At 56.9% G+C, this 26,052-nt stretch carries 24 protein-coding genes; 10 read left to right on the forward strand and 14 right to left on the reverse strand.

Annotated elements, in window-relative coordinates; genetic code table 11:
- Positions 1-89: 89 nt before the first annotated feature.
- Positions 90-1,586, reverse strand: a complete 1,497-nt coding sequence (ansP, locus tag AC6I8I_RS13935; RefSeq protein WP_312055028.1) for an L-asparagine permease — start codon at positions 1,584-1,586, stop codon at positions 90-92.
- A 281-nt stretch (positions 1,587-1,867) separates the two neighbouring features.
- Positions 1,868-2,140: a YdgH/BhsA/McbA-like domain containing protein gene (locus tag AC6I8I_RS13940; protein WP_312055029.1), complete on the reverse strand. Its 273-nt coding sequence runs from the start codon at positions 2,138-2,140 to the stop codon at positions 1,868-1,870.
- 253 nt (positions 2,141-2,393) lie between these two features.
- On the opposite strand from AC6I8I_RS13940, the gene narQ reads away from it, so the two are divergent.
- The 3 genes from narQ to acrD all read left to right on the forward strand — a co-directional run bounded on the left by narQ (position 2,394) and on the right by acrD (position 8,153).
- A complete protein-coding gene (gene narQ, locus AC6I8I_RS13945; RefSeq protein WP_312055031.1) occupies positions 2,394-4,079 on the forward strand; it encodes a nitrate/nitrite two-component system sensor histidine kinase NarQ in 1,686 nt (561 codons plus the stop codon).
- A gap of 153 nt (positions 4,080-4,232) precedes the next feature.
- Positions 4,233-4,865 (forward strand): response regulator, encoded by a 633-nt coding sequence (locus tag AC6I8I_RS13950; protein WP_312055033.1) that lies wholly within the window; start codon positions 4,233-4,235, stop codon positions 4,863-4,865.
- 171 nt (positions 4,866-5,036) lie between these two features.
- Positions 5,037-8,153, forward strand: a complete 3,117-nt coding sequence (gene acrD, locus AC6I8I_RS13955) for a multidrug efflux RND transporter permease AcrD (protein ID WP_497820385.1) — start codon at positions 5,037-5,039, stop codon at positions 8,151-8,153.
- A 126-nt stretch (positions 8,154-8,279) separates the two neighbouring features.
- Here the strand turns inward: acrD and ypfM are convergent, their stop codons facing one another.
- Positions 8,280-8,342, reverse strand: a complete 63-nt coding sequence (gene ypfM / locus AC6I8I_RS13960) for a protein YpfM (RefSeq protein ID WP_139015967.1) — start codon at positions 8,340-8,342, stop codon at positions 8,280-8,282.
- A gap of 402 nt (positions 8,343-8,744) precedes the next feature.
- On the opposite strand from ypfM, the gene AC6I8I_RS13965 reads away from it, so the two are divergent.
- The 3 genes from AC6I8I_RS13965 to AC6I8I_RS13975 are packed head-to-tail and all read left to right on the forward strand — an operon-like array spanning position 8,745 to position 10,453.
- Positions 8,745-9,113 (forward strand): ArsC family reductase, encoded by a 369-nt coding sequence (locus tag AC6I8I_RS13965; protein WP_031375836.1) that lies wholly within the window; start codon positions 8,745-8,747, stop codon positions 9,111-9,113.
- A 1-nt stretch (position 9,114) separates the two neighbouring features.
- Complete coding sequence (dapE, locus tag AC6I8I_RS13970) at positions 9,115-10,242, forward strand: succinyl-diaminopimelate desuccinylase (protein WP_312055038.1); 1,128 nt, start codon at positions 9,115-9,117, stop codon at positions 10,240-10,242.
- A 22-nt stretch (positions 10,243-10,264) separates the two neighbouring features.
- On the forward strand, positions 10,265-10,453 hold the full coding sequence (locus AC6I8I_RS13975; RefSeq protein WP_031375834.1) for a YpfN family protein: 189 nt from the start codon (positions 10,265-10,267) through the stop codon (positions 10,451-10,453).
- Between the two features lie 31 nt (positions 10,454-10,484).
- Here the strand turns inward: AC6I8I_RS13975 and ypfH are convergent, their stop codons facing one another.
- The 6 genes from ypfH to dapA form a co-directional block, all read right to left on the reverse strand.
- Entirely contained in the window at positions 10,485-11,165 is a 681-nt protein-coding gene (gene ypfH, locus AC6I8I_RS13980; RefSeq protein ID WP_069728722.1) for an esterase, read from the reverse strand.
- Positions 11,166-11,238: 73 nt separating this feature from the next.
- Positions 11,239-13,206 carry a tRNA(Met) cytidine acetyltransferase TmcA gene (locus AC6I8I_RS13985; protein ID WP_497828665.1) on the reverse strand — a complete coding sequence of 656 codons (1,968 nt, stop codon included), beginning with the start codon at positions 13,204-13,206 and terminating at the stop codon, positions 11,239-11,241.
- Complete coding sequence (gene ypfJ, locus AC6I8I_RS13990; RefSeq protein ID WP_312758986.1) at positions 13,203-14,069, reverse strand: KPN_02809 family neutral zinc metallopeptidase; 867 nt, start codon at positions 14,067-14,069, stop codon at positions 13,203-13,205. Before ypfJ ends, AC6I8I_RS13985 begins: the two co-directional genes overlap by 4 nt.
- 126 nt (positions 14,070-14,195) lie before the next feature.
- A complete protein-coding gene (purC, locus tag AC6I8I_RS13995; RefSeq protein WP_497827979.1) occupies positions 14,196-14,909 on the reverse strand; it encodes a phosphoribosylaminoimidazolesuccinocarboxamide synthase in 714 nt (237 codons plus the stop codon).
- A gap of 145 nt (positions 14,910-15,054) precedes the next feature.
- On the reverse strand, positions 15,055-16,086 hold the full coding sequence (gene bamC, locus AC6I8I_RS14000) for an outer membrane protein assembly factor BamC (protein WP_497827980.1): 1,032 nt from the start codon (positions 16,084-16,086) through the stop codon (positions 15,055-15,057).
- 14 nt (positions 16,087-16,100) lie between these two features.
- Positions 16,101-16,979: a 4-hydroxy-tetrahydrodipicolinate synthase gene (dapA, locus tag AC6I8I_RS14005; protein WP_031375388.1), complete on the reverse strand. Its 879-nt coding sequence runs from the start codon at positions 16,977-16,979 to the stop codon at positions 16,101-16,103.
- A 143-nt stretch (positions 16,980-17,122) separates the two neighbouring features.
- On the opposite strand from dapA, the gene AC6I8I_RS14010 reads away from it, so the two are divergent.
- On the forward strand, positions 17,123-17,704 hold the full coding sequence (locus AC6I8I_RS14010; RefSeq protein ID WP_409455984.1) for a glycine cleavage system transcriptional repressor: 582 nt from the start codon (positions 17,123-17,125) through the stop codon (positions 17,702-17,704).
- Between the two features lie 158 nt (positions 17,705-17,862).
- Positions 17,863-18,330 carry a thioredoxin-dependent thiol peroxidase gene (bcp, locus tag AC6I8I_RS14015; RefSeq protein ID WP_031375386.1) on the forward strand — a complete coding sequence of 156 codons (468 nt, stop codon included), beginning with the start codon at positions 17,863-17,865 and terminating at the stop codon, positions 18,328-18,330.
- A gap of 41 nt (positions 18,331-18,371) precedes the next feature.
- On the opposite strand, the gene AC6I8I_RS14020 is transcribed toward bcp, so the two are convergent.
- From AC6I8I_RS14020 to AC6I8I_RS14035, 4 genes are all read right to left on the reverse strand, one after another.
- A complete protein-coding gene (locus AC6I8I_RS14020) occupies positions 18,372-19,430 on the reverse strand; it encodes an AI-2E family transporter (RefSeq protein ID WP_312055047.1) in 1,059 nt (352 codons plus the stop codon).
- 84 nt (positions 19,431-19,514) lie between these two features.
- Positions 19,515-21,083 (reverse strand): sensor domain-containing diguanylate cyclase, encoded by a 1,569-nt coding sequence (locus AC6I8I_RS14025; RefSeq protein WP_312055048.1) that lies wholly within the window; start codon positions 21,081-21,083, stop codon positions 19,515-19,517.
- A gap of 353 nt (positions 21,084-21,436) precedes the next feature.
- Entirely contained in the window at positions 21,437-22,045 is a 609-nt protein-coding gene (locus AC6I8I_RS14030; protein ID WP_312055050.1) for a DsrE family protein, read from the reverse strand.
- A gap of 35 nt (positions 22,046-22,080) precedes the next feature.
- The gene (locus AC6I8I_RS14035) at positions 22,081-22,686 is read right to left on the reverse strand and encodes a DsrE family protein (RefSeq protein ID WP_497827981.1); all 606 of its coding nucleotides are present in this window, start codon (positions 22,684-22,686) and stop codon (positions 22,081-22,083) included.
- A gap of 755 nt (positions 22,687-23,441) precedes the next feature.
- Between AC6I8I_RS14035 and bepA the strand changes: the two genes are divergently transcribed.
- Together bepA and arsC are read left to right on the forward strand one after the other, a co-directional pair.
- Positions 23,442-24,905 (forward strand): beta-barrel assembly-enhancing protease, encoded by a 1,464-nt coding sequence (bepA, locus tag AC6I8I_RS14040; RefSeq protein WP_312055053.1) that lies wholly within the window; start codon positions 23,442-23,444, stop codon positions 24,903-24,905.
- Positions 24,906-24,935: 30 nt separating this feature from the next.
- Complete coding sequence (arsC, locus tag AC6I8I_RS14045) at positions 24,936-25,283, forward strand: arsenate reductase (glutaredoxin) (protein ID WP_497827982.1); 348 nt, start codon at positions 24,936-24,938, stop codon at positions 25,281-25,283.
- On the opposite strand, the gene hda is transcribed toward arsC, so the two are convergent.
- Positions 25,280-25,981: a DnaA inactivator Hda gene (gene hda, locus AC6I8I_RS14050; RefSeq protein ID WP_180217190.1), complete on the reverse strand. Its 702-nt coding sequence runs from the start codon at positions 25,979-25,981 to the stop codon at positions 25,280-25,282. The genes arsC and hda overlap by 4 nt on opposite strands.
- Between the last annotated feature and the right edge of the window lie 71 nt (positions 25,982-26,052).

A 26,052-nucleotide genomic window follows, 5' to 3' on the forward strand; every position in this document is an offset into this window, starting at 1 on the left:
AAAACTATCTGAATTCGCCTGTCGCCGCGCTGGATAAACGGCCATAAAAAAGCCAGCCCGCAGGCTGGCTTCTTCACAACACGCTGAGATTAGCGCGCGCTTTCATCAGCCAGTCGGGTTGGCTTCGGCTCTTCTTCATGGTGATCGTGCTCGGTTTCGGCGATAGCGCTGACGCGTTTACGAACGCCAAACCAGCCCAGCACCAGAATCACCGCAATCAGCGGGATTGAGGCGATGGTGTAGGTGCCGTTCGGGTAATCAAACGCCATCAGTACCAGCACGCTGAACAGGAACAGCAGCGTCAGCCACGAGGTAAACGGCGCGCCTGGCAGCTTAAAGCTGACGTCATCCGCTTTGCCTTCTTTAATCGCCTTACGCAGACGCAGCTGGCACACCACAATAAACGCCCAGGAAGAGATAATCCCCAATGACGCGACGTTCAGGACAATCTCGAAGACCTGAGAAGGCACATAGTAGTTAAGCACCACGCCAATCACGTAGACGCCGATGGTGACCAGAATACCGGCATAAGGCACCTGCTGACCGTTCATCTTTGACATGAATTTTGGTGCCGATCCCCCCATCGACATCGAGCGCAGAATACGTCCGGTCGAGTAAAGACCGGAGTTCAGGCTGGAGAGCGCCGCGCTCAGCACCACGATATTCATGATGCTGCCAATGTAAGGCACACCCAGCTTCGAGAAGAAGGTGACAAACGGACTCTGACCGGCCTGATAAGCATTCCACGGCAGCAGCATCACCAGCAGCACCACTGACCCGACATAGAACAGGCCGATACGCCAGATCACGCTATTGATCGCTTTCGGCAGCATGGTTTTCGGGTCTTTACATTCGCCTGCTGCGGTGCCGACCAGTTCAATCGAGGCGAAGGCAAACACCACCCCCTGAATCAGTACCAGCGCCGGCAGTAAGCCATGCGGGAACAGGCCGCCGTTGTCGCTAATCAGATGGAAACCGGTACTGTTGCCATCCAGCGGTTTGCCGGTGCCAAGGAACACCACACCCACCACCAGGAACAGCACAATCGCCAGCACTTTAACCAGCGCGAACCAGAACTCCATCTCGGCGAACCACTTCACGCCAATCATGTTCATGGTGCCGACGATGGCCAGCGCGCCCAGCGCGAAGACCCACTGCGGCACATCGCCAAACGCGCCCCAGTAGTGCATATAGAGCGCGACGGCGGTGATGTCGACGATACCGGTCATCGCCCAGTTTACGAAATACATCCAGCCTGCGACGTATGACGCTTTTTCACCGAGGAATTCACGCGCATAAGAGACAAAGCTGCCGCTGCTGGGACGATGCAATACCAGTTCGCCAAGCGCACGCAGGATAAAGAACGAGAAAATGCCACACACCAGGTAGATGATGGCCAGCGCCGGTCCGGCGGCCTGCAGGCGGCCACCGGCTCCAAGAAACAGACCGGTGCCAATCGCACCACCGATAGCGATCATCTGTACGTGACGGTTGCCCATCGCCTTTTGGTAGCCGCTGTCGTGCGAATTCAGCCAGCGTCTTTTTGCAGCACGCATCTCGGCCGCAGATTTTTTATTCGATTTCATAGCCTTCCTGTTTGTCCTGACCATCATTCGCAGCACATCCAAACGATTGCGTGATGCTATGCGAAATGGGGTATTTTCCTCTGTGCGTCTGCCTGTGAGTTAGCGAAAGCAGCGCGGGAATTAACGGCGATGAATCCTACCCGTTCTGCAAGAACGAAGCAAAATATAGTGGGGAGCTGCACGGGTTGATTTGTAAGAATCGGTTGTGATGCACAAAAACAAAAAAACCGGCCACAAACGGGCCGGTAAAAGCTACAGGGATGGAAACCAGGAGGGTGGGTTTAGCGGTAAATCTCAGCGGTGCCGGTCCACAGGCTGGAGTCGCCTGGGTTATCGACACCGATAATGCGATAGTGGCTGGCACCCATCTCTTCCGCTTTTTGCGACAGCTGGCGATTAGCATCGTCCAGCGATCCACGGACGCTGGAGACAGAAACGCTGCCGATGCTCTGCATACTCTGCGCCTGCTCACGGTCAACCGGTAGCGCGGCGAAAGTTGAAAATGAGGCGGTCGCCAGCAGGGCACCAGCCAGAACTGCATTCAGTCTTTTCATCAGATGCTCCTGAAATGTGATTGGTGAGTGATTTAATGACTGGATGAATTATCAACGCTGCAATGAAAGGCAACCTCTGGCTGGCGTAAAGCTGATTATTTTTTAGACTTCTTTATCTACCCTCTCCTGGCAACGGTCAGTTACGGTCATTTTATGTACATTGTGTAACGGCCTGTGTAATAAACAGGGGATTGGGACTTTGCGTTGCGCCACCGCTCTCTTATAATCCCGCACTCCCTACAGGGCTATTCATGTGATTGTTAAACGTTCCGTTACCCACAGCATTGCGCAGGCGTTAAGCGCCATCGTCCTGCTCTCACTGCTCACCACCGGTCTGGCACTGGTCACCCTCTTCAGTAGTCAGCGCGATGCCGAAGCGATCAATCTGGCTGGCTCGCTGCGGATGCAGAGTTACCGTATGGCCTGGGATGCCAGCAGTCAGCCACAACAGCTGGCTCAACATCTGGTGCTGTTCCGGCAGACGCTCGACGCGCCGGTGCTGCAAAAGCTGGATCGCCCCTGGGTACCGCGCGAGGTCAAGCTGCTCTATCAGCGGTTGCGCGCAGGCTGGCCGTCGTTGCAGCAGCGGCTGGAACAGGGTGATGCGCTGGCTTATCAGCAGCAGGTGCCGCTTTACGTCGGCGAGATCGACCGTTTCGTGCTGGGTCTCCAGCGCTATACCGAACTGAAAATGCAACTGGTGGCGGCCAGCAGCCTGGCCGGTGTCATCGCGATTGTGGCACTGGCGCTGCTGACAATTCGCTTCACCCGGCAACAAGTCGTGCGCCCGCTCAATGCATTGGTCACCGCCAGCCGCTATGTTGAGAGCGGCAATTTTGATTTTCCGCCGCTCAGGGTGGAGCCGCAGAACGAACTGAAGGTGCTGTCGCAAGCGTTTAGCGGCATGGCGACCCGTCTGCATTCGCACTATCAGCTGCTGGAAAGTACGGTGCGCGCCAAAACCGAAGATCTCACTCAGGCCAACCATACGCTGTCACTGTTGTATGACAGCTCGCAGATGCTGACCGCCAGCCCGCTGCAGCCAGCCCTGTTTGAAGCGGTGCTTAATAATGTCCTGAGCCGCGAGAAACTGGCGGCGATTAAGCTCGACAGCGACCAGTTTCATTTTCACGCCGGTGAATACGAAACTGCAGCGGACTGGCAACGGCTGCCGTTGCAGCAGGGCGACCAGCAGATTGGTGAACTGCGCTGGCGGGCGCGCCATCCTGCGCCGGCGGATGAGTTAATGCGCAGCCTGGCAGCGATGCTGGGACGCGCCATCTGGATCTGGCAGACCCAGAAACAGCATCAGCAGATGCTGCTGATTGAAGAGCGCACCACCATCGCTCGCGAACTGCATGATTCGCTGGCGCAGTCGCTGTCATTTTTACGCATTCAGCTTACGCTGCTGCGACGTACCGTCGATAAATCTGACCAGGCTGCCCACGGCATCATTGCCGACTTTGACCAGGCGCTGGCTGATGCCTACCGACAGTTACGCGAACTGCTGACCACCTTTCGCCTGACCATTGAACAGGCGGATCTGGTGGCGGCGATGCAGGCGATGATCGCCTCGCTGCAGGAGCAGACCGGCGCGCAGATTCTCTTCAACTATCAGCCGGGCCTGGAGAGTCTCGAAGCGCAGCAGCAGGTCCATGTTTTACAGATTGCCCGCGAAGCGTTACTGAACGGGATTCGTCACGCCAGCGCGCAGTGCATCACCATTGATTATCAGCACAGTGAGCAAGGTGAGCACTTACTGACGATTACCGATGACGGCGTGGGTATCAGCAACACCGATGAACCGCCAGGCCACTACGGACTGACTATTATGGCGGAGCGTGCGCAGCGCTTAAACGGCAACCTGAGCATCAACGCCCAGCCACGCGGCACCCAGGTCGCGCTGCGTTTCCCGCCGCGTCCGCGTCAGTTCGGATAGCGGCGCGGGGTAACCGACTCTTTATAAGCGATCGCCAGCCTGCTTCAGGCTAATGGCGACAACAGAGCCGCTGCGGTGCACATTTCTGTGCCAGCAGCAGGTGACATCCTTCATGCATAACAGCCTGAAACAGTTCGGGGAAAGGAAAAGAACATGCAACAGCCCACATTAACTCTGATGATTGTTGACGATCATCCGCTGATGCGCCGGGGAATTCGTCAGCTGCTGGCGCTCGATCCCCGGCTGGTGGTAATCGCAGAAGCCAACAACGGCACTGAAGCGCTGGCAGAGGCTCGCCAGCAGGAGCCGGATGTGATTCTGCTCGACCTGAACATGAAAGGCATGTCGGGGCTGGATACCCTTAAAGCCCTGCGCCACGAAGGCATCAACTCGCGCATTCTGGCGCTGACCGTCTCTGACGCCCAGAGTGATATTTTTGCTATGGTCGATGCCGGTGCCGATGGCTATCTGCTGAAAGACAGCGAGCCGGAGATCCTGCTGGGGCAGATTCTGCAGGCCTCGCAGGGCGAAAAAGTGTTCAGCGAAAGCGTCGCGCGTTATCTTGCCAATCGCCAGCATAGTGCCGATCCTTTGCGCCAGCTGACCGAGCGTGAGCGGGATGTGCTGCAGGAGGTGGCGCGCGGTCTGTCGAATAAAGAAATTGCCGCCATTCTGCATATTTCAGAAGAGACGGTAAAAGTGCATATCCGCAACCTGTTGCGTAAACTGGATGTACGTTCGCGCGTTGCCGCTACCGTGCTCTGGCTTGAAAGCCGCCATCGTTAAATAATCGGAGAATTTACACTTTCTCCACAATTTCTCCACGATTCCCTGAACCCCCACACGTAGAGTAAGTGTCGGCAGGAAATCGTGGGACAGCTCATCCGGTTGCTCTGCCGGTGCACCCTTTCCTGGGCCCCCGTTCCTGATAAAAAAGCACTGAGGAGTGTCGATTTAATGTCGAATTTCTTTATCGACCGACCCATCTTTGCATGGGTTCTGGCGATTTTGCTGTGTCTTTGCGGCACCCTTTCCATTATTTCGCTGCCTGTTGAACAGTATCCCGACCTGGCGCCGCCTAACGTGCGGATCACCGCTAACTATCCTGGCGCCTCCGCCGAGACGCTGGAGAACACCGTTACCCAGGTGATCGAGCAAAACATGACCGGCATCGATAACCTGATGTACATGTCATCTAACAGCAGCAACACCGGCCAGGCGCAGATAACCCTCACCTTCACCGCCGGCACCGATCCGGATGAAGCGCGCCAGCAGGTGCAAAACCAGCTGCAATCCGCGCTGCGAAAACTCCCCCAGGCAGTACAGTCGCAGGGCGTGACGGTTAATAAAACCGGTGACAGCAACATTCTGATGGTGGCGTTTGTCTCAACCGACGGCAGCATGGATAAGCAGGATATTGCCGATTATGTCGCCAGTAATATCCAGGACCCGCTGAGCCGCATTGATGGCGTCGGCCAGGTCGATGCCTATGGTTCACAGTATGCGATGCGCATCTGGCTCGATCCCAACAAGCTGATCGCCTACTCGCTGACCACCGATGACGTGGTCAGCGCTATCGAGTCGCAGAATGCCCAGGTCGCCGTCGGCCAGGTCGGCGGCCTGCCATCGGTAGAAAAGCAGGCGCTTAACGCCACGGTGAATGCCCAGTCGATGCTGCAGACGCCAGAGCAGTTCCGGGCGATTACCCTGAAGAACAATCCTGATGGCTCGGTAGTGACGCTGGGTGATGTCGCCAGCGTGGCGCTGGGCGCAGAAAAATATGACTACCTCAGCCGCTATAACGGCCAGCCCGCTTCCGGTCTGGGGGTCAAACTGGCCTCGGGCGCCAATGAGATGAATACCGACAAGCTGGTGCGGGCGCGGATTGAGGAGTTGTCCCACTATTTCCCGCACGGGCTGGAAGCCAAAATTGCCTATGAAACCTCGCCGTTTGTCAAAGCGTCGATTACTGATGTGGTGAAGACGCTGCTGGAAGCGATTGTGCTGGTGTTTGGCGTAATGTACCTGTTTATGCAGAACTTCCGCGCCACACTGATCCCCACCATCGCCGTGCCGGTGGTGCTGTTTGGCACCTTCAGCGTGCTCTACGCCTGCGGTTTCAGCATCAATACCCTGACGATGTTCGCCATGGTGCTGGCGATCGGCCTGCTGGTGGACGACGCCATCGTGGTGGTGGAAAACGTGGAACGCCTGATGAGCGAAGAGGGATTGTCGCCCCGTGCCGCGACGCGCAAATCGATGGGGCAGATTCAGGGCGCACTGGTCGGGATTGCGCTGGTGCTCTCGGCCGTCTTCGTGCCGATGGCCTTTTTTGGCGGCACGGTCGGGGCCATTTATCGCCAGTTCTCGATCACCATTGTGTCGGCGATGGTGCTGTCGGTGCTGGTGGCGATGATACTGACCCCGGCGCTGTGCGCCACACTGCTTAAGCCGGTGGCGCAGGGCGAGCCGCACGGTCGTGGCGGCTTCTTCGGCTGGTTCAATCGTCACTTCAATAAAAACGCGGACCGCTACCAGCACGGCGTGGCGGGCATTCTGCGTAAGGGCGGCCGCTGGCTGCTGCTCTATCTTGCGCTTATCGGGCTGATGGCCTTCCTGTTTCTGCGTCTGCCAACCTCGTTCCTGCCGCTGGAAGATCGCGGGGTGTTTCTGACCCAGGTTCAGCTTCCGGCCGGATCGACTTTAGAGCAGACCGCCGCCGTGGTGGCAAAAGTCGAAAATTACTATCTGACCGAAGAGCAGGCCAATGTGCTGTCGGTGTTCTCAACCATCGGCGCAGGACCTGGCGGTAATGGCCAGAACGTGGCGCGGCTGTTTGTCCGACTGAAAAACTGGGAAGATCGTCCCGGTGCCGATCGCACCTCGTTCGCGATTATCGATCGCGCCACTAAGGCGTTTCAGAAAATTAAAGAGGGCCGGGTGATAGCCAGCAGTCCGCCAGCCATTACCGGCATGGGCAGCTCGTCGGGCTTTGACCTGCAGCTGCAGGATCACGCCGGGCTCGGCCATACGCAGTTAATGGCGATGCGCGACAGGCTACTGGAGATGGCCGCCAGTGATAAATCGTTATCGCGGGTGCGGCACAACGGCCTCGACGATAGCCCGCAGCTGCAAATCGATGTCGATGAGCGTAAAGCGCAGGCGCTGGGCGTTTCGCTCGATACCATCAACGACACCCTGACCACCGCCTGGGGCTCAAGCTATGTGAATGACTTCCTCGATCGTGGCCGGGTGAAAAAAGTCTACGTGCAGGCGGCAGCCCAATTCCGCATGCTGCCGGGCGATATTAATAAGTGGTACGTGCGCAACAGCAGCGGCGGCATGGTGCCGTTCTCCGCCTTCGCCACCAGCCGCTGGGAGACCGGCTCCCCCCGGCTGGAACGCTACAACGGCTACTCCTCGCTGGAGATTGTCGGCGAAGCCGCCAATGGCGTCAGCAGCGGCACCGCGATGGATGAGATGGAAAAGCTGGTCAACGCCTTACCGCTGGGCGTCGGCTTCCAGTGGAGCGGCGCGTCGTACCAGGAGCGGCTGTCCGGCTCGCAGGCACCGGCGCTGTATGCTATCTCGCTGCTGGTGGTGTTCCTCTGTCTCGCCGCGCTGTATGAGAGCTGGTCGATTCCGTTCTCGGTGATGCTGGTGGTCCCGCTCGGCGTGGTTGGCGCGCTGATCGCCACCTGGCTGCGCGGGCTGGAAAACGACGTCTACTTCCAGGTGGGGTTACTGACGGTAGTGGGCCTCTCCGCCAAGAACGCCATCCTGATTGTTGAGTTTGCCAATGAGATCAACAGCAAAGGCGGCGAACTGGTGGCCGCGACGCTGGAGGCCGCACGCCAGCGCCTGCGGCCGATTCTGATGACCTCGCTGGCCTTTATCTTTGGGGTACTGCCGATGGCGATCAGCAGCGGTGCCGGCTCCGGCAGCCAGCATGCGGTCGGCACCGGGGTGATGGGCGGCATGATCTCCGCCACGCTGCTGGCGATCTTCTTCGTGCCGCTGTTCTTTGTGCTGGTACGCCGTCGCTTCCCGCTGAAAGAGAAGCCGCACGATTAAGCCGGCTGGCTCAACCGGCAATCGCAGCAGAAATAAAAAGCGGCCACTGATATCAGTGACCGCCTTATTTCTGTGTGTGGTAAGAATTGCAGCAAGAGGGAAACGCCCTGCTTTTCTCGTCACGTGTTACTTGTTGCGTAACATCGCTTCGATAAATTCTTTCCAGTTCCCCATTTCAGTGTCAATCATAATGCCCTCTCTTATTGTGATGGCAATGTTACGCGCTTTTTTTCATCAGGTGAATACGTTTACACCTGTTATCACTATCGGCAGCGGTGAATAAAACCTGAGATTTATCGGATTTGGTAGCTGACGCACATTTCAGCAACTGCTTAACCCGTCTGCAATTATTAGTTAATAACCCCAGCGGTAGCTTATTTTCCCAACATGGCGGAATTCTTAATTACCCAATGATAAGCCAGGTAATGATTACGGCTGAAATTGATAACGTTTACCTGGTGCCTGCCGGTGACGATAATTGACGGGTCTGGCCCGCCGGGTGAGATGCCGCAACGGATCGCACTATGCTAAACTCGCGCTTTGGCTGCTTTTTTCAGCTTCAACGTTTCACAGGATAATAAGGATCAGGCAATGAGCGCGCAGTGGGTGATGTACGGGATTAAAAATTGCGACACGATAAAAAAAGCCCGGGGCTTTTTAACGGCTGCTGGCATCGACTATCGGTTCCATGACTACCGTGCTGATGGCCTGAGTGACGCGCAGCTGCAGGAATTTATTGATGCGCTGGGTTATACCACCCTGCTCAACACCCGCGGCACCACCTGGCGTAAATTGCCCGAGGCAGAGCGCGAGGCCGTTACCGATGCAGACAGCGCCAAAGCGCTGATGCTGGCCCAGCCTGCGATGATTAAACGCCCGCTGTTACGCACTCCGGATGGCACTTTGCTGGCCGGCTTTAGTGAGACGACCTATCAGAATGCTATCCAGGAGAAGTCATAATATGTTTTGCCCGGTCATTGAGCTGACGCAACAGCTTATTCGTCGCCCGTCTCTCAGCCCCGATGATGCCGGCTGTCAGGCTCTGCTGATCGCCCGCCTGCAGGCGATTGGCTTTCACATCGAGACCATGAACATCGGTGACACCCTGAATTTCTGGGCGACCCGCGGTGAAGGCGAAACGCTGGCGTTTGCCGGTCATACCGACGTGGTGCCGGCGGGCGATGCCAACCGCTGGATCAATCCCCCTTTTGAACCGACCATTCGCGACGGCATGCTGTTTGGCCGCGGTGCGGCCGATATGAAAGGCTCGCTGGCGGCGATGGTGGTGGCCGCGGAACGTTTTGTCGCCGTGCATCCTCAGCATAAAGGCCGGCTGGCGTTTTTGATTACCTCCGACGAAGAGGCCAGCGGGGCTAACGGTACCGTTAAAGTGGTTGAGCGCCTGATGGCACGCCAGGAACGGCTTGATTACTGCCTGGTCGGCGAACCGTCCAGTACCGAAGTGGTGGGCGACGTGGTGAAAAATGGCCGGCGCGGCTCAATCACCGCCAATCTGACGGTGCATGGGGTTCAGGGTCATGTCGCCTATCCGCATCTGGCCGATAACCCGGTGCATCGGGCGATGCCGGCGCTGAACGAACTGGTGGCCGTCGAGTGGGACCAGGGCAACGCCTTCTTTCCGGCAACCAGCATGCAGATTGCCAACGTACAGGCCGGAACCGGCAGCAACAACGTCATCCCTGGCGAGCTGTTCGTGCAGTTCAACTTCCGTTTCAGCACTGAGCTGACCGATGAGATGATCCGCCAGCGGGTAGCAGAACTGCTGGATCGTCATCAGCTGCGCTACACCATTGAGTGGAAACTCTCAGGTCAGCCGTTCCTGACCGATCGCGGTAAGCTGGTCGATGCGGTGGTGAAAGCGGTGGCGCACTATAATGAGATTAAGCCGCAGCTGCTGACCACCGGCGGCACCTCTGATGGCCGTTTTATCGCCCGGATGGGTGCGCAGGTAGTAGAACTGGGGCCGGTGAATGCCACCATTCATAAAATCAATGAGTGTGTGAAAGCCTCCGACCTGCAGATGCTGAGCCGGATGTATCAACGCATCATGGAACAACTGATCGCCTGAGTGCGATGTTAAGGAGCGGGAAATGGAGTTTATTAAAGACTACTGGTGGATCCTGGTGATCCTGCTGATGGTTGGCGTGCTGATGAATGTGTATAAAGATCTGAAACGCATCGATCACAAAAAATTTATGGATAACAAACCGGACCTGCCGCCGCATCGTGATTTTAACGATAAATGGGACGATGACGACGACTGGCCGAAGAAAAAGTAATCGCGGATGCCCTCGCCGTGCGAGGGCATTTTTACATCATCACAATCACATCGTCATCACCGGGTTTCGCCCCGCTTAACGCTTCATCAAAGTAGCGTTTCGGAACCGTATAACGCAGATGATTAAGCGCCAGCTCCATACTGCGATGGTCAATCGCGTGGGCTAAATCGTCGACAATATCCAGCGTCACATCGCCGCCTAATGCCGTCAGGCGTTGCTCTGCCTGCTGCGCATGATGCAGCGGGATCTGCTCATCATAATCGCCGTGGATCAGATGCACCGTGGTGCGGGTGCTGGCTTTCTCTGGCAGAGTGACGAAACGGCCATTGAACACCACCGCGCGCCCCGCCAGGTCGGCGTGGGCTTTCACTCCTTCCAGTACCATGCTGCCCCCCTGCGAAAAGCCGATCAGCGCCGTGGCTTCCGCCCGCACACCACTCTGCTGCTGCCAGTGACGCACCGACTCAACAAACTGCGGCATGGCGGCATCTACCCGCTGCTGAACCGTCTGGTCGTGTAATTCCGCTTCGGTAAACCACTGACGACCAGCGGCAGGCGATCCCACCGAAACCACCAGCGCCTCAGGAAAGGTGCGGGCAAACCAGCTGCCGATCTCGCCCATTGAATCCGGGTTGTCGCCCACGCCGTGATAGAGCAGGAACAGCTGGGCCGCGGTGGCAGGCTGTTGAACGATTACATATTTCAGTGTCATGTTGACCTCCTGTTGTCACTCTACGCCGCCGGGCGCGAAATGATATGAGGAATATTTGAAGCCGCCGGTCGAATTATTTCAACGACCGACGTAAGACGTCAGCATCAACCTCCGGCAGCGTTTCAAGCGCGAGAGCGGCTTGCTGACGCAGTGCGGCAATTAACGCTTTACGGCCGCTCAGTCCCGCCTGTCGGGCCAGCGCAGACAGCGCCTCAGGGGCAGCGATGGCGGCCTCGATCAGCGGTAATGGCTGAACAGAGATCCTGGTCAGCCGCTGCAACACCGGCAAGCTGGCCTCCAGTGGCCGCTGCGCCCAGGCGAAACCGGCCGCCAGTCGGGCATCCTGCGGCGTGAAACCAGCCTCCCGGCACGCAGTGATGTCCGGGTCCAGCGCGATATGCTGACGCAGCACCGGCCAGTCGCGGGCCAGCTGGTGAGCGGCCCGCCGCTGTAACGCCTCACCGGCAGCAGAACAGGCCAGCATTGCCATTGCGGCGTAGCAGCCGCTGCTGGTTTCACGCTGGCTGCCGATGCGTACCAGGGTAAAACCACAGCTGCGCCAGAAAGCCCAAAGAGATTCAGTGTAGCCGAAGCTGACGGAAAGATAGTCGTAATCCGCGGCGGCGTGACGGGCCGCAGCCACCAGCTGCTGACCAACACCACGGCGACGACTCTCCGCCGCCACGGCAATGCGGCTGATGCGCAGTGAGCGTAACGTGGCCGCCTCAGCCAGTCCGGCGTGCGCCGCCAGCGACTGGGCTACCAGGTTACCGCGCGGGCGTCGGGTTCCGGCCCATACCGCCTCTGCCAGGGCAGGATCAAGCCCGCCCTCTTCCACCAGCCATAGCGCGCCCTGCAACGCCAACGCGTCACCCGTCAGCCACAGCTGCATGCCGGGCGCATCCAGCAGACGGCGTAAATCAAGCGGCGAGGTGCGGTAATGAGCGCTGGTCAGCAGCCGATAGGCCGCCTGCAGCGCCGTAAAATCGTTGCGCGACGCCCGATGCGGAAGCGCTGAGGATGATGGCGCGACGGCAGCGGCATCGTCAAATAGCAGCGCCTGGTTGAGCCAGCGTTCCAGCGGATCGTTGCGCGACCAGCGCAGTGGTTCATCGAGGGTGAAATAGCGCACCTGCGGCAGTCCGGCGCAAAATTTCAGGATAAAACCGCGTCCGCTGCCTTCGTAACCCTGCACCGTGGTGGTGAGTAATACCCGGGAAAAACGGCTGACCAGCGTCTGCAGCAACGGCGCGGGAATGGCGGCGGCTTCATCAATAATCAGCCAGGTAACGGGCGGCGGCGGCACCAGCGCCAGCAGCGCATCCGGTGCCATAAAGTGAAAATGATCGCCAGCAAACGCGGCCAGCACGCCGGTGGACGCCCTGGCCGGTGCGGTCACCAGACAGTTCTCCTGCTGGCGCGCCAGCATTCCCGCCAGCGCCGACTTCCCGCGCCCGCGGGCGGCGGTCAGCACCGCCACGCCGGACGGCAGCGCCAGCAGATGTTGCAGCACCGCCTGCTGCTGTTGCGGTGCCTGACACTGCCACTGCGGCCAGTCGGTGTGCGGCGGCAAACGGCAGGGCTGATGCTGCTGCTCCAGCAACACTTCAGCATCGTCCAGAATCAGCTGTTGCAGATGGTCAACGAAGCGAGGCGTGGCGATCGGCTCGGCGACGTCCGCCCAGCGCAGGCTATCGGTATCAGGCTGTTGCGGCCAATCTGCCCAGGGCGGGAGCAGCAGCAGCAGCCAGCTACCGGCGGTTAAGGTTCCAGCCAGCGCCGCGAAGGCTTCGGCATGAAAGCCCTGCCGGGCATCGAAAATCGCATGATGGAATTCGCGTCCCAGCAGGGTACGCACCGCCGCCGGCACACAGTGTGGACCGGGAAACAGTGCGCTGTCGCCTAGCGTCAGCCAGTCACCCGCCAGCGCGTCACGCCACGCCCTCGCCCGCGCCAGACACCACTCTGCATCGCCGCTGATCACCGCCAGCCGACGAATGCCGGCCTGCTGCATCTGTGCGGTGAGGTGTTGCAGGGTCACTGGTTGCTGGCGAAGGTGTTGCATTGCCCTGGATTACCGCCATCAAAGCCGCGCTTGAACCAGCTGTATCGCTGCTGCGAGCTGCCGTGGGTAAAGCTGTCCGGCACCACCCGGCCCTGACTTTTTTGCTGCAGCCGATCGTCGCCAATCGCCTCAGCGGCATTCAGGGCTTCCTGCAGATCGCCAACTTCAAGGATATTTTCCTGCTGCATATAGTGTCCCCAGACGCCAGCAAAGCAGTCAGCCTGTAACTCCATTTTGACCGACAGCTGATTCACCTGGGTCTGGCTGGCACCCTGCTGCATTTCGCGTACTTTCGGTTCGATACCCAGCAGTTTTTGCACGTGATGGCCTACTTCATGCGCAATCACATAGCCCTGAGCAAAGTCGCCGCCGGCACCGAGTTTGGTTTTCATCTCATCATAAAACGAGAGATCGATATAGACCGTCTGATCGGCAGGACAGTAGAACGGCCCCATCACTGACTGGCCGGTACCGCAACCGGTGCGAGTGGCACCGCGATACATCACCAGCTTCGGCGCGACATACTGTTTGTTCATCTGCTGGAACAGTTTTCCCCAGGTATCTTCAGTGGTCGCCAGCATCACCCTGGTAAATTTCGCCGCTTCATCCTCATTCGGACTGACGCTGCGTTGCTGTTGCTGGCTGGTCGGTGCCACCTCACCCCCGGTCAGTAAGCCGGTCAGGTCATAGCCATAATAGCCCGCCACTGCCACCACAATCAGCAGAACGATACCGCCTTTGCCGCGCGGCAGACGAATCTGGCGGCCTCCGCCATAACCGGACGATTGATCGCGACGGTCCTCTACATTGTCGCTTTCGCGACGCCCTTGCCAGCGCATGCTTTACTCCCTTAGCAGTTTACTCAGATGGCATGATTTTAGTTGTGTGCCGATGCAATCACCAGCTTTACGCCAAAATGAAAAAAGGAGAGCCGGGGCTCTCCTTTTTCTGCGGTATTGTACGACTTAATCGAGCTTCACGCCCAGTCGGTGAGCCACCGCTTCATAGGCTTCCACCACGCCACCGAGGCTCTGGCGGAAACGGTCTTTGTCCATTTTATCCAGCGTCTGTTTGTCCCACAGGCGCGCGCCATCTGGCGAGAACTCATCGCCCAGCGTCACTTCGCCGTTAAACAGACCAAACTCCAGCTTGAAGTCGACCAGAATTAAGCCAGCGTCATCAAACAGCTTGCTCAGCACCTCGTTGGCTTTGAAGGTCAGTACCTGCATCCGCGCCAGGTTTGCCTTGCTGACCCAGCCAAAGGTTTCGCAGTAGGATTCATTGACCATCGGGTCATGTTTCGCATCATCTTTCAGGAAAAGATCGAACAGCGGTGGATTCAGCACCATCCCCTCTTCCACGCCCAGACGCTTGACCAGTGAACCCGCGGCACGGTTGCGAACCACACACTCAACCGGCACCATCTCCAGCTTCTTCACCAGCGCTTCGTTATCAGACAGCAGCGCTTCCATCTGGGTCGGGATACCCGCTTCCTGCAGTTTAGTCATGATGAAATGGTTAAACTTGTTGTTCACCATTCCCTTGCGATCAAACTGCTCGATTCGGGCGCCGTCACCGGCTGACGTATCGTTGCGGAATTCGAGTATCAGCAGATCCGGATTGTCGGTGCTGTATACGGTTTTCGCTTTACCGCGATACAACTCAGCTCGCTTTTGCATCTTGTTAACTCCAGACTTGAAATAACGGGTGTTCAACGGCCTGTGCCGCTGCGGCGATTGGCGGGACGCAATCGATTACTTCGCCGCGCGCTATTATGCCAAAAACAAAATAAAAAGGCCGGAGAATCTCCGGCCGTTAATCACTTTATTTGTTCAGCGCGCCCTGGAACACCGCCACCAGCGCATCATTTTGCGCCTGGGTCAGCACGTGCCCTTTCGGATCGATGAACTGCAGGCTGGTGCGGTTATTGAGATCGCCGACCTGCACTTTGTAATCACCGTTTGGCAATTCCGGATCTTTCGCGCCCACTTCATCCCAGCTGCTGCTGCCCGGTGATTTATAGGTCACCTTCATGCTGCCGGTTGAACGGGTGGTGTCCGTCACTTCCATGCCGACGCGTTTCATCGCCTCTGGCAGACGCTGCCATGCCACGTTGTAAGGCGTACGCAGGATCAGCAACGGCAAGCCGGTATCATCTGCGCCACTCTGCACATCAATCGCACCATTCACCCGACCTGAAGCGGCGTTTTCGCTGGCGGTTTCGATCTTATCCAGACCGGTGCTGATGTCGTTGAGCATCTGCGCGGTATAACGCTGGATTTGCGCCGGCGAGGTGATGGTTTTGCCATCCTGTTGCAGTTCCAGCAGGCGCACCGTCAGCAGCTGCTGATAGCTCTGCGACTGCACGCTGATCTGGTAGCGGCCACGGTACTGCTGATCTTCATCAGCCCGATTCCACTGCACCCAGTCAGTGGTCAGCTGCTGTCCCGCGTCATTACGTGACGCAATCGGGAATTTGTAAGACTGCACCACATTAACCACCTGTGACCAGACAGAGCCACGGCTGTTCTCAATCATCAGCGCGCCGGTATTATTGCTGTATTGGGCGCGCGTTCCGTTCAGCAGCGCCAGTGGCTGGGCCGGTGGACGGATATCGAGCTGCTTGCCGGTCGGCGCCTGACTGCTGGTGCGCGGCACGTCAAAATCGCCACGCTGAACCGGCAGGATCATTCCGGCAGGGGCCTTCAGTTCACGTAATTCGCTGGCTTGCAGGTAAGATTCATCACCGCTGACCTGGCGCTTGTAGCGCTGGTCGCTCGAACAGGCCGACAACAGCATCAGGGTGGAAAGCCCCACCACGGTAGCTACCGTTGACCGCTTTACTGAGTAATTCATTCAAACTCCCTAAATTATCGCAAACCCGCTTTCACCAGCGCCTGCTCCACTTTCGGCTGGCCGGCTGCAGTCAGTGGCGTCATTGGCAGACGCAGCGTGTCGTTAGCGATTAATCCTAGCTGTTTCGCAGCCCATTTTACCGGGATAGGATTGGGTTCACAGAAAAGCGTCTGGTGCAGATGCATCAGACGCTGATTCAGGCGGCGAGCCTCGACGAAATTGCCCTGCTGCGCCAGTGTGCACAGCTCGGCCATTTCGCGCGCGGCCACGTTCGCAGTCACCGAAATGACGCCTTTGCCGCCCAGTTGCATAAAGTCCAGTGCGGTAGCGTCGTCGCCACTCACCAGAATGAACTCTTCATTAACCAGCTCTTGGATCTGACTAACCCGCGATAAGTTCCCGGTTGCCTCTTTGATTCCGATAATATTTTTTATTTCAGCCAGACGGGCAACGGTTTCCGGCAGCATGTCACACCCGGTGCGCGAGGGAACGTTATACAGCATTTGCGGCAGGCTGGTGCTGTCGGCGATGGCTTTAAAGTGCTGGAACAACCCTTCCTGCGTCGGACGGTTGTAGTACGGCGTAACGGTCAGACAGCCGACCACGCCGGAGTGTTCGAAACGTTTAGTCAGAGAGATGCCTTCTGCGGTGGCATTCGCCCCGGTTCCGGCAATCACCGGGATCCGGCCATCGGCCAGCTCCAGGGTCAGCATCACCACATCGCCGTGTTCTTCATGGCTTAGCGTGGCCGATTCGCCTGTGGTGCCGACGGAAACAATCGCCGCGGTGCCGCTGGCGACATGATAATCAATCAGTTTTTTCAGACTCGCACGGCAGACATTACCTTTGTCATCCATTGGCGTAACGAGTGCAACAATACTTCCCGTAAACATTGGCGATCCCCTCGACAAACAAGTGCTTCATGGTACGTTTTACACTTAGGGAAAAGCAAGCAAGCCACGCTATTCCCGCGCTTGTCAGCAGTTTTTTTTATGTTTACCTTATGGTTATTAGCGAAAGCACAGGAAAAGCCATTTTGCCGCAATCTCAGCCCCATCATCTGGTGATCACCGCGCTCGGTGTTGACCGTCCGGGTATCGTCAATACCATTACCCGACACGTCAGCAGCTGCGGTTGCAATATCGAAGATAGCCGTCTCGCCATGCTCGGGGATGAGTTCACCTTTATCATGTTGCTCTCCGGCAGCTGGAACGCCATTACGCTGATTGAATCCACTCTGCCGCTGAAAGGTGCCGAACTGGAACTGCTGATCGTGATGAAGCGCACCAATGCCCGTCAGCGTCCGCCGATGCCGGATACCGCGTTTATTCAGGTTGAGGTGGCGGATTCGCCGCACATCATTGAGCGCTTTACCGATCTGATCGATAAACATCAGATGAACGTTGCCGAACTGGTGTCACGGATCACGCCGGGGCAACACGATTTACCCCCAACGCTCTATATTCAAATGACCGCCCACAGTCCAACGCGGACCGAAGGCACGTCGTTTGAGCAGGCCTTTAATACGCTGTGTCATGAGCTGAATGCCCAGGGTTCGCTGCGTCTTTACAGTGCGTCGGATGCCGACAGCAGTGAAGCCATCAGCCCGGCACGCTAACGGCCCAGGTCACGATACCGGAGCTATTTCTCCACATTACTGTCAGCCAAACGTGCGCGGCTATGTGGTGAAATACCCCCTGATGGTAATTTTCCGTTTGGCAGTTTCCGGCCGGATGGTGTATTACCGACAGCCTGAATAAAAAATGGAGAGATGTGATGAATCCACTGAAAGCCGGTGATACCGCACCGAAATTTAGCTTGCCCGATCAGGACGGCGAACAGGTTAATTTGACCGACTTCCAGGGACAGCGCGTTCTGGTGTATTTCTATCCGAAGGCGATGACGCCAGGCTGCACCGTCCAGGCGTGTGGTCTGCGTGACAATATGGATGAGTTGAAAAAAGCGGGCGTCGAAGTGCTGGGCATCAGCACTGACAAACCGGAAAAACTGTCACGCTTTGTCGAAAAAGAGCTGCTGAACTTCACCCTGCTGTCGGACGAAGATCATGAGGTCTGTAAGGCATTCGGCGTCTGGGGTGAAAAGACTTTTATGGGTAAAACCTATGACGGCATCCATCGCATCAGCTTCCTGCTGGATGCGGATGGCAAGGTGGAAAAGGTATTCGATAACTTCAAAACCTCAAATCACCACGACATCGTGCTGGATTACGTTAAGTCCGCCTGATGGCTGTCGGGCGCGGCAGTTCACTTGCCGCGCCCGGCTTATTACGCCGTCCGGTGCTCATCCGGCCAGGCATGCACCACCGCTTTGACCAGCGTCGCCAGTGGAATGGCAAAGAACACGCCCCAGAATCCCCACAGCCCGCCAAAAATCACCACCGATAAGATAATTACCAGCGGATGCAGATTGACCGCCTCCGAGAACAGTATCGGCACCAGAATGTTGCCATCCAGCGCCTGAATTACCAGATAGACGATAAACATGGTCCAGAATTCGCTGCCCATCCCCCACTGAAACAGCCCAACGCCGATTACCGGCAGGGTGACCAGCATCGCGCCAATATAGGGAATTAACACCGAAATCCCCACCAGTACCGCCAGTAACAGCGCATAGTTGAGGCCGAGAAACAGGAAGGCCAGCCAGCTGGCGATGCCGACCACCACCATCTCCAGCACTTTGCCGCGAATATAGTTAGTGATCTGCTGATTCATCTCCAGCCACACCACACCCGCCAGACCGCGATTGCGCGGCAATACCCGACGCACCGCGTTCAGCATCTGCTCTTTATCCTTTAACAGGAAGAACACCATCAGCGGCACCAGCACCAGGTAGATCATCAGCGTCATCAGGCCAACCAGCGACGCCAGAGAGTAGCGGACCAGCGAATCACCCATGCCGCTCAGCCGGCTACGCAGGTTCTCAGCTATCAGATCGATGATGCCGGCATCCATCAGTGCCGGAAAACGCTTCGGCAGCCCGGCGGAAAACAGATAGAGCTTATTGAGCATGTTGGGCAGGTCGCGGGTCAGATTAATCCCCTGCTGCCAGGCGACCGGCGCCACAATCAGCACCATTACCAGCAGAATACCGGCGAACAGCACCAGCACAATCGAGGTGGCCCAGCTTCGGCTGCAACCGACGCGCTGTAGTCGCGCCGTTGGCCATTCCAGCAGGTAGGCCAGCACTACGGCCAGCAGCAGCGGTGCCAGCAGATCGCTTAAGAAAAACAGGATACAGAAGCCCGCCAGCAGGATCACCAGCAGGGCGATGGCCTGCGGATCGCTGAAGCGACGTTTGTACCATTGAAATAATAAAGCCAGCATAACTTCCGATCCAATACAGCCAAAAGGAGGACGATTGTACCTGATATGAGCAGCCTGAACAGGGCGTTGCCTGCTGGCGCGCAGCTAGCTGACGGGCGCCGCAATCACGCAGTTACGTCCGCCGTTTTTCGCCTGATACAGTGCGGCATCGGCCTGCTTTAAGCTGGCTTCCAGCGACACCTCCTGCTGACCGTTCCATGCCGAGACGCCAATCGATAAGGTGATACGGCCAACGTCGGTGAGCCAGGCTTCGGCAATGCCGAGCCGCACCCGCTCGGCGATGATCAGCGCTTCTTCCAGCGGAGTGCCCGGCAGCAGCATCAGAAATTCCTCGCCGCCGCTGCGGCAGACCACGTCGGACTGACGGGCACTGGCTCGCAGGGTACTCGCCACCTGTTGGATCACCCGATCGCCAACGTCGTGTCCCCAGCTGTCGTTGACGTTTTTAAAGTGATCGATATCCAGTGCCAGCACCGAAAACGGCTGGCGCAGCGTCTGGTAATAGTCCAGTACCGCGTTGAGACCGCGACGGTTCAGTAACTGGGTCAGCGGATCGGTTTGCGCTTCCGAGTTGAGCCGGCCAATTTTGTCCTGCACCAGACCAATGCCGGTCAGCAGTGCGCGTTTGACCTGCGCGGCCTCAAAATACCAGGCGCTGATGCCGCCAATCTCCCTTGACACGCCCTGCGCATCCATCCGGCTGGCTTTACGGGCCAGTTGCCACAGCGGCAGCGCAATCAGCCGGGCCAGCACCACCGCTACCAGCAGCGTCAGCAGCGCAAACGGCACGGAGTTTTTCAATACCTTGAGCAACAGCCCGGAAAGCGGCTGCAGCGTGACATTGATCGGCTTGAGCGCCACTACCGTCCAGCCGGTGGTCGGCACCACGGCATAACCTGCCAGTTGCTTAACTTCACCCGACTGCGAGAGCATCAGCGAGCCATTGCTCTGCTCCTCACGCGGCCCGATGATGGCGGGCAGCACTTTGCCAATCAGCTGCCGATTCTGGTGATAGAGCACCTGATTATTGCTATCAAGCACGTAGACGCTGGTGCCATCACGATAAAACTGTTCGCCCAGCAGCGCGTTCAGAATGCTCTTTTTCTTCAGATAGATGGTGCCGCCCACATAGCCCAGATAGTCGCCATCGCGGCTCCAGATCGGCCAGGAGACAAATACCAGCAAATTGTTTGCTGCAGAAAGAGTGGGTTTACTGATGTTCGGCTGGCGCATCTCCAGCGCTTCGCGTGACGCTTCACTGGTCAGATGCATTCCTTTCAGCGTCAGCGACTCCGGCGAGATGGCTTTTACTATCCCCTGCTCATCCACCACCGCCACCGAGTTAAAACTGGTGGTTTGCTCGCGCAGGCGGTTGACTTCGTTTTGCAGCAGCGTCTCGTTATTAAAATTATTACTGAGCTGATTGGCGCTGTAATGCAGCTGTGACTGCGCCAGCTGGAAGAAAATCTCGCTGGTGGAGGCCAGTTTAGCGGCATAAGCCCGGTTAGCCTCAAGGGTGCTTTCAATCAATACCTGACGCTGTACCCGCCAGGTCGCGTAGAGGGTATTGGCCAGCGTAATGACGATGCTGACCATAACCAGCAGTGCGATTAGATTGCGTAGATCGGTTTTGGGCCGAAAACGCCTTAGCATGGCGTTGCCGCCGCAGGAGAAAAAGTCATGTCTTACGCGCCTGATTATTGTTTTTAGCGTGTGCCGGATGTGCAGATGATTCCGGGCGTAAGTCTACACCCTGGCGGAGGATTTGAGCAGGTTTAAGGCCGTCGGCAGCGTACTAAATTCAAATTTAGCTGGCCCTGATTGTCCAGCGGCTGGCGAGTATAAGACGGGCATAGTGAAGAAACGTGGTCAACACCGCAGGTCGGGGTCACGCTTGCCTGCGATGCCAGCCAGCGTTGCAGCAGAAAATCAGTCCCACTTAGCGGGCAGGCAGGGTGCGGGAACCTGACGATAAGAGCACAGCGGCGCTGTCGCCGCTGGCCGGATCACAGCATCAGGAAAGCGTAGCCTTCATTTTGCAGCGTAGCGACGGTCGTGCCGCTGGAGATAGTATGAGTGACCATCGGGTCGATCCATTCGCGCTCCAGCTGATGGAACGCCACCGACTGATCGCAAATCGACACTTCAACGCCGGCTTTTTTCAGTTCACCGATCAATTTAAGGTTCGGGTTGTCGACGCCGTAAGCTTTATGAAACTGCGCATTGGTTAAGGCAGCCGGAACCGCGTCGCTGTTGATCGACACCACGAATTTAAGCTGGTCGAGCGGGACGCCCGCCGCATAATAGAGGTTAGTCACGCGAGCAACCCGCTCCAGTCCCAGGTTCGGCTGTCGGATATCGCCTTCACTGCGGTTGATCTGGAAAACGATTTTATTGCTCAGGCCTGGCGTGGTGCCCGGTTTAAAGGCTGGCGTATCGACGTAATGTATTTTTCCGTAGCCCTCAATGGCTGGCGTACTCCAGAAATCTGCCGGCTGGGTTTTATTATCCGCCACTTTACCGCTGACCTTATCGAATAATTCCGGCAACTGTAAAACATTACCCCCAATAAACCCCGCCACGGCGGCGACCACAATAAAAGCTGCTGGACGCATCACTTATTCTCCTGATGTATTAGACAAAGTATTAATTACATTGCCAGCCACGCGTAACCCTGATTTTGCAGGGTCGATACCGTGGTCGGACTGGAAAGCGCATGCACCACCGACTTATCAATCCAGTTATTGGGATAGTGATGGAAGGCCACCGACTGATCGCAGACCGATACTTTCACGCCGGATTTATTTAACTCATCGATCAGTTGCAGGTTCGGATTATCAATGCCATAGAACTGCCTGAAATGGGCGTTATCCAGCATCGCCGGGGTAGCGTCGCCGGTTACTGAGACCACAAATTTCAACTGGTCAGCCGGAATGCCTGAGGCGATATAGAGATTCACTACCCGCGCGACCCGCTCCAGCCCCAGATTTGGCGCGGTCATCGCACCGTCGCTGCGGGTAATCTGGAAAACAATTTTATTGCTCAGCCCCGCTACCGGTTTAAAAGCGGCGTCAGCCTCATAATGAATTTTGCCGTAACCCTCAATCGCTGGCGTACTCCAGAAACCCTCAGGCTCCGGTGGCTCAGACGAAAAATGCCGCGTAACTTTGTCATAGATATTGCCGCTTTGTGTGACAACCGCGCCGACCACACCGCCCACAATGGCAATTAACACGTAAGCAACCGCTGAACGCATAACACTCCTCTCCGGCAAATAACGCGTTACAGATCCATATTCTGAATCCGGGCAATATCTATATCACAGCGCATCGATATTCAGCGCCTGAGTAAATGTGCGTCAGCACAGCCTGGGTGATGAACGAAATAATGTCAGAGCTTAATCAATCGAAAATTTTCATTAGCGGGCAATGTAAAGTGAATAATATATGGACCTTAATATAATCGTTAATTGCCAGCAGGCTTTATGACTTCAGATGAATAAAATACCATTATTTACTGGAGCGAATAACGGTTAGCTGATGAGGAAGATTTAATTAATCAATCGAGGCCATGGGCATAAAGCGCGCAAAACGGCCTTTTTTTCGGAGTAAACCTGGAAAAATTCATGCCATATTCAGTTTTTTTGAGTGAATTTACATAACTTTAAATTAAGTGCCCGGGGCGATTTAATTCGCTCTCAGCATAATCTGCTTTATTTCCATCAGCTACATCGGGAAAACCTGAATAAGCCGGAATCCTTTCGTCCATTACCCTCAGCTCAGGCGGCCGGCGTTTTTTCGTTTAACTGCGGTTTAGGTTGTTAACATATTCAATTTTTTTCGTCAGAAAAGGCGATCTTGCACAAAACAGACACCATTCGGCGCAGAATACCCCATTCCTTTCTTATCATGCTGTGGTTAAGATGGTTGCGAACCGCTGTTAGCTGCGAAAAAACGGAAGCTTACCGCTGCGCACCTGGCCAGTTTCAGGGCCTCTTTACAGGATTAAGGCATGTTGAACCGGTTAAAAAAAACGCTGATTGCCGCACTGCTCCCGACGCTGATGTTAACCAGTCTGGCACCTGCCTGGGCCGACATCAGTGATTCACTGCCCGATATGGGGACCACGGCGGGCTCAACGCTGTCGATTAATCAGGAATTACAGATGGGCGACTTCTACGTTCGCCAGCTGCGCGCCAGTGCTCCCCTGATCAACGACCCGTTGCTTAACCAGTACATCAATCAGCTTGGCCAGCGGCTGGTGTCACACGCCGATTCGGTTAAGACGCCGTTCCACTTCTTTCTGATTCAGAACGATGAACTCAACGCCTTTGCCTTCTTTGGCGGCAATGTGGTGCTGCACTCTGCGCTGTTCCGGTTCACCGAAAATGAAAGCCAGCTGGCCTCGGTGATGGCGCATGAAATTTCCCACGTGACCCAGCGCCATCTGGCTCGCGCCATGGAAGATCAAAAGCGTAATGCCCCACTCACCTGGGTCGGCGCGCTGGGCTCAATCCTGCTGGCGATGGCCAATCCGCAGGCCGGTATGGCGGCGCTAACCGGGACGCTGGCGGGAACCCAGCAAGGCATTATCAGCTTCACCCAGGGTAACGAGCAGGAGGCGGATCGCATCGGGATTCAGGTGCTGCAACGTGCCGGTTTTGATCCCCAGGCGATGCCAAACTTTCTACAGAAGCTGGCCGATCAGAGCCGCTTCTCGTCGAAGCCGCCGGAGATTCTGCTGACGCACCCGCTGCCTGACAGCCGTCTGGCTGATGCGCGCAACCGCGCCAACCAGATGCGACCGGTGGTGGTGCAGTCCAGTCAGGATTTCTATCTGGCGAAGGTGCGTGCGCTGGGGATGTACGCCACCGGCCGCAATCAGCTGACCGATGAACTGCTGAACCAGTACGCCAGCGGCAACACCCGCGAACAGCTGGCGTCGCAGTACGGTAAGGCGGTGCAGTTTTTGCAGGCGAAAAGCTACGCCGATGCGAAGCGGATCATCACTCCGCTGCTGGCGAAGCAGCCGGATAACGTCTGGTTCCTCGATATCATGTCGGATATCGACATCGGACTGAACCAGCCGCAACAGGCGATCGCCCTGCTTACCGGCGCAACCAGCGCGAAGAACAGCCCGGTAGTACAGCTCAACCTGGCAAACGCCTACGTTGAAGCGAAACAACCGGCCAACGCCAGCCGCATTCTGAATCGCTACACCTGGACCAATAAAGATGATCCTAACGGCTGGGATTTACTGGCACAGGCATCAGCCCAGCAGGGACTGAACGATGAAGAGCTGTCGGCGCGCGCTGAAAGCCTGGCGCTCAACGGCCAGCTAGATCAAGCGATCACCACTCTCAGCAGCGCCAGCGCCCAGGTGCCGCTCGGCAGCCTGAAGCAGGCGCGTTACGATGCCCGTATCGATCAGCTGCGGCAGTTGCAGCAGCGCTTTAAACAATATCAGAAAGGCTAACTGGCCTGTTATCAGAGGAGATCGCCTGAAATGGTGACGATTTATCACAATCCGCGCTGTAGCAAGAGTCGCGAAACGCTGGCGCTGTTACAGCAACGCGGCATTGAACCTAAGGTGGTGCTCTATCTGCAAACTCCACCGACCCGCGACACGCTGCAAATCCTGCTGCAGAAGCTGGGCATGCAGAGTATACGCCAGCTGATGCGCACCAAAGAGCCGCTTTATCATGAGCTGGGGCTGGCGGAGGAAACGAAGAGTGAGGCTGAACTGATCGCCGCGTTAGTCGACAATCCCAGCCTGATTGAGCGACCGATTGTGATTAATGGCGACCAGGCGCGCATCGGCCGCCCACCCGAAGCGGTACTGGGGATTATTTAAAGGCCGAGCGTCTCTTTAACAAAGGGGATGGTCAGTTTGCGCTGGGCGCTGATCGAGGCGCGATCGAGGCGATCCAGCGTATCAAACAGCGTGCGCATTTCGCGATCGAGTCGCTTCAGCAGGAAGCGGCCAACGTCTTCCGGCAACTCAAAACCGCGCAATCCGGCCCGCAACTGCAACGCCTGCAGCTTATCTTCGTCGGAGAGCGGCTGCAGACGGTAGATCTGCCCCCAGTCGAGGCGCGAAGCCAGATCGGGCAACTGCAGATTAAGCTGACGTGGCGGACGATCGCCGGTGATAAACAGGCGGGTATTGCCGGTTTCCAGAATGCGGTTGTAGAGATCGAAGATCGCCATTTCCCACTCCGGCTCGCCGGCAATGCACTCGATATTATCGATGCAGACCAGTGACAGTTGCTCCATCCCTTCCAGCACTTCCGGCACGAACCAGGTGCGCTTATCCAGCGGCACATAGCCGACCGCCGCACCGCGCGCTGACATTTCTGCGCAGGCGGCGTGCAGCAAATGGCTCCGGCCACCGCCTTCGCGCGACCAGAAGTAGAGATAACTGCCATGTTGTTGGTTGAGAGCACCTTTCAGCGCGGCAATCAGCGACGGGTTCTCCCCCGGCCAGAAGCTGGCGAAGGTTTCGTCGTCAGGCAAATAGAGTGGCAATGACAATTGTGCCGGCGTGTTCAGAAGCACCTCAGCAAGAGAACAAGCAAAAAACCGGGCAAGTCTACCACAGTTTTCAGAAAGAGATGAATGGA

Source organism: Pantoea sp. X-Soil-YNGN-775, from assembly GCF_059730575.1.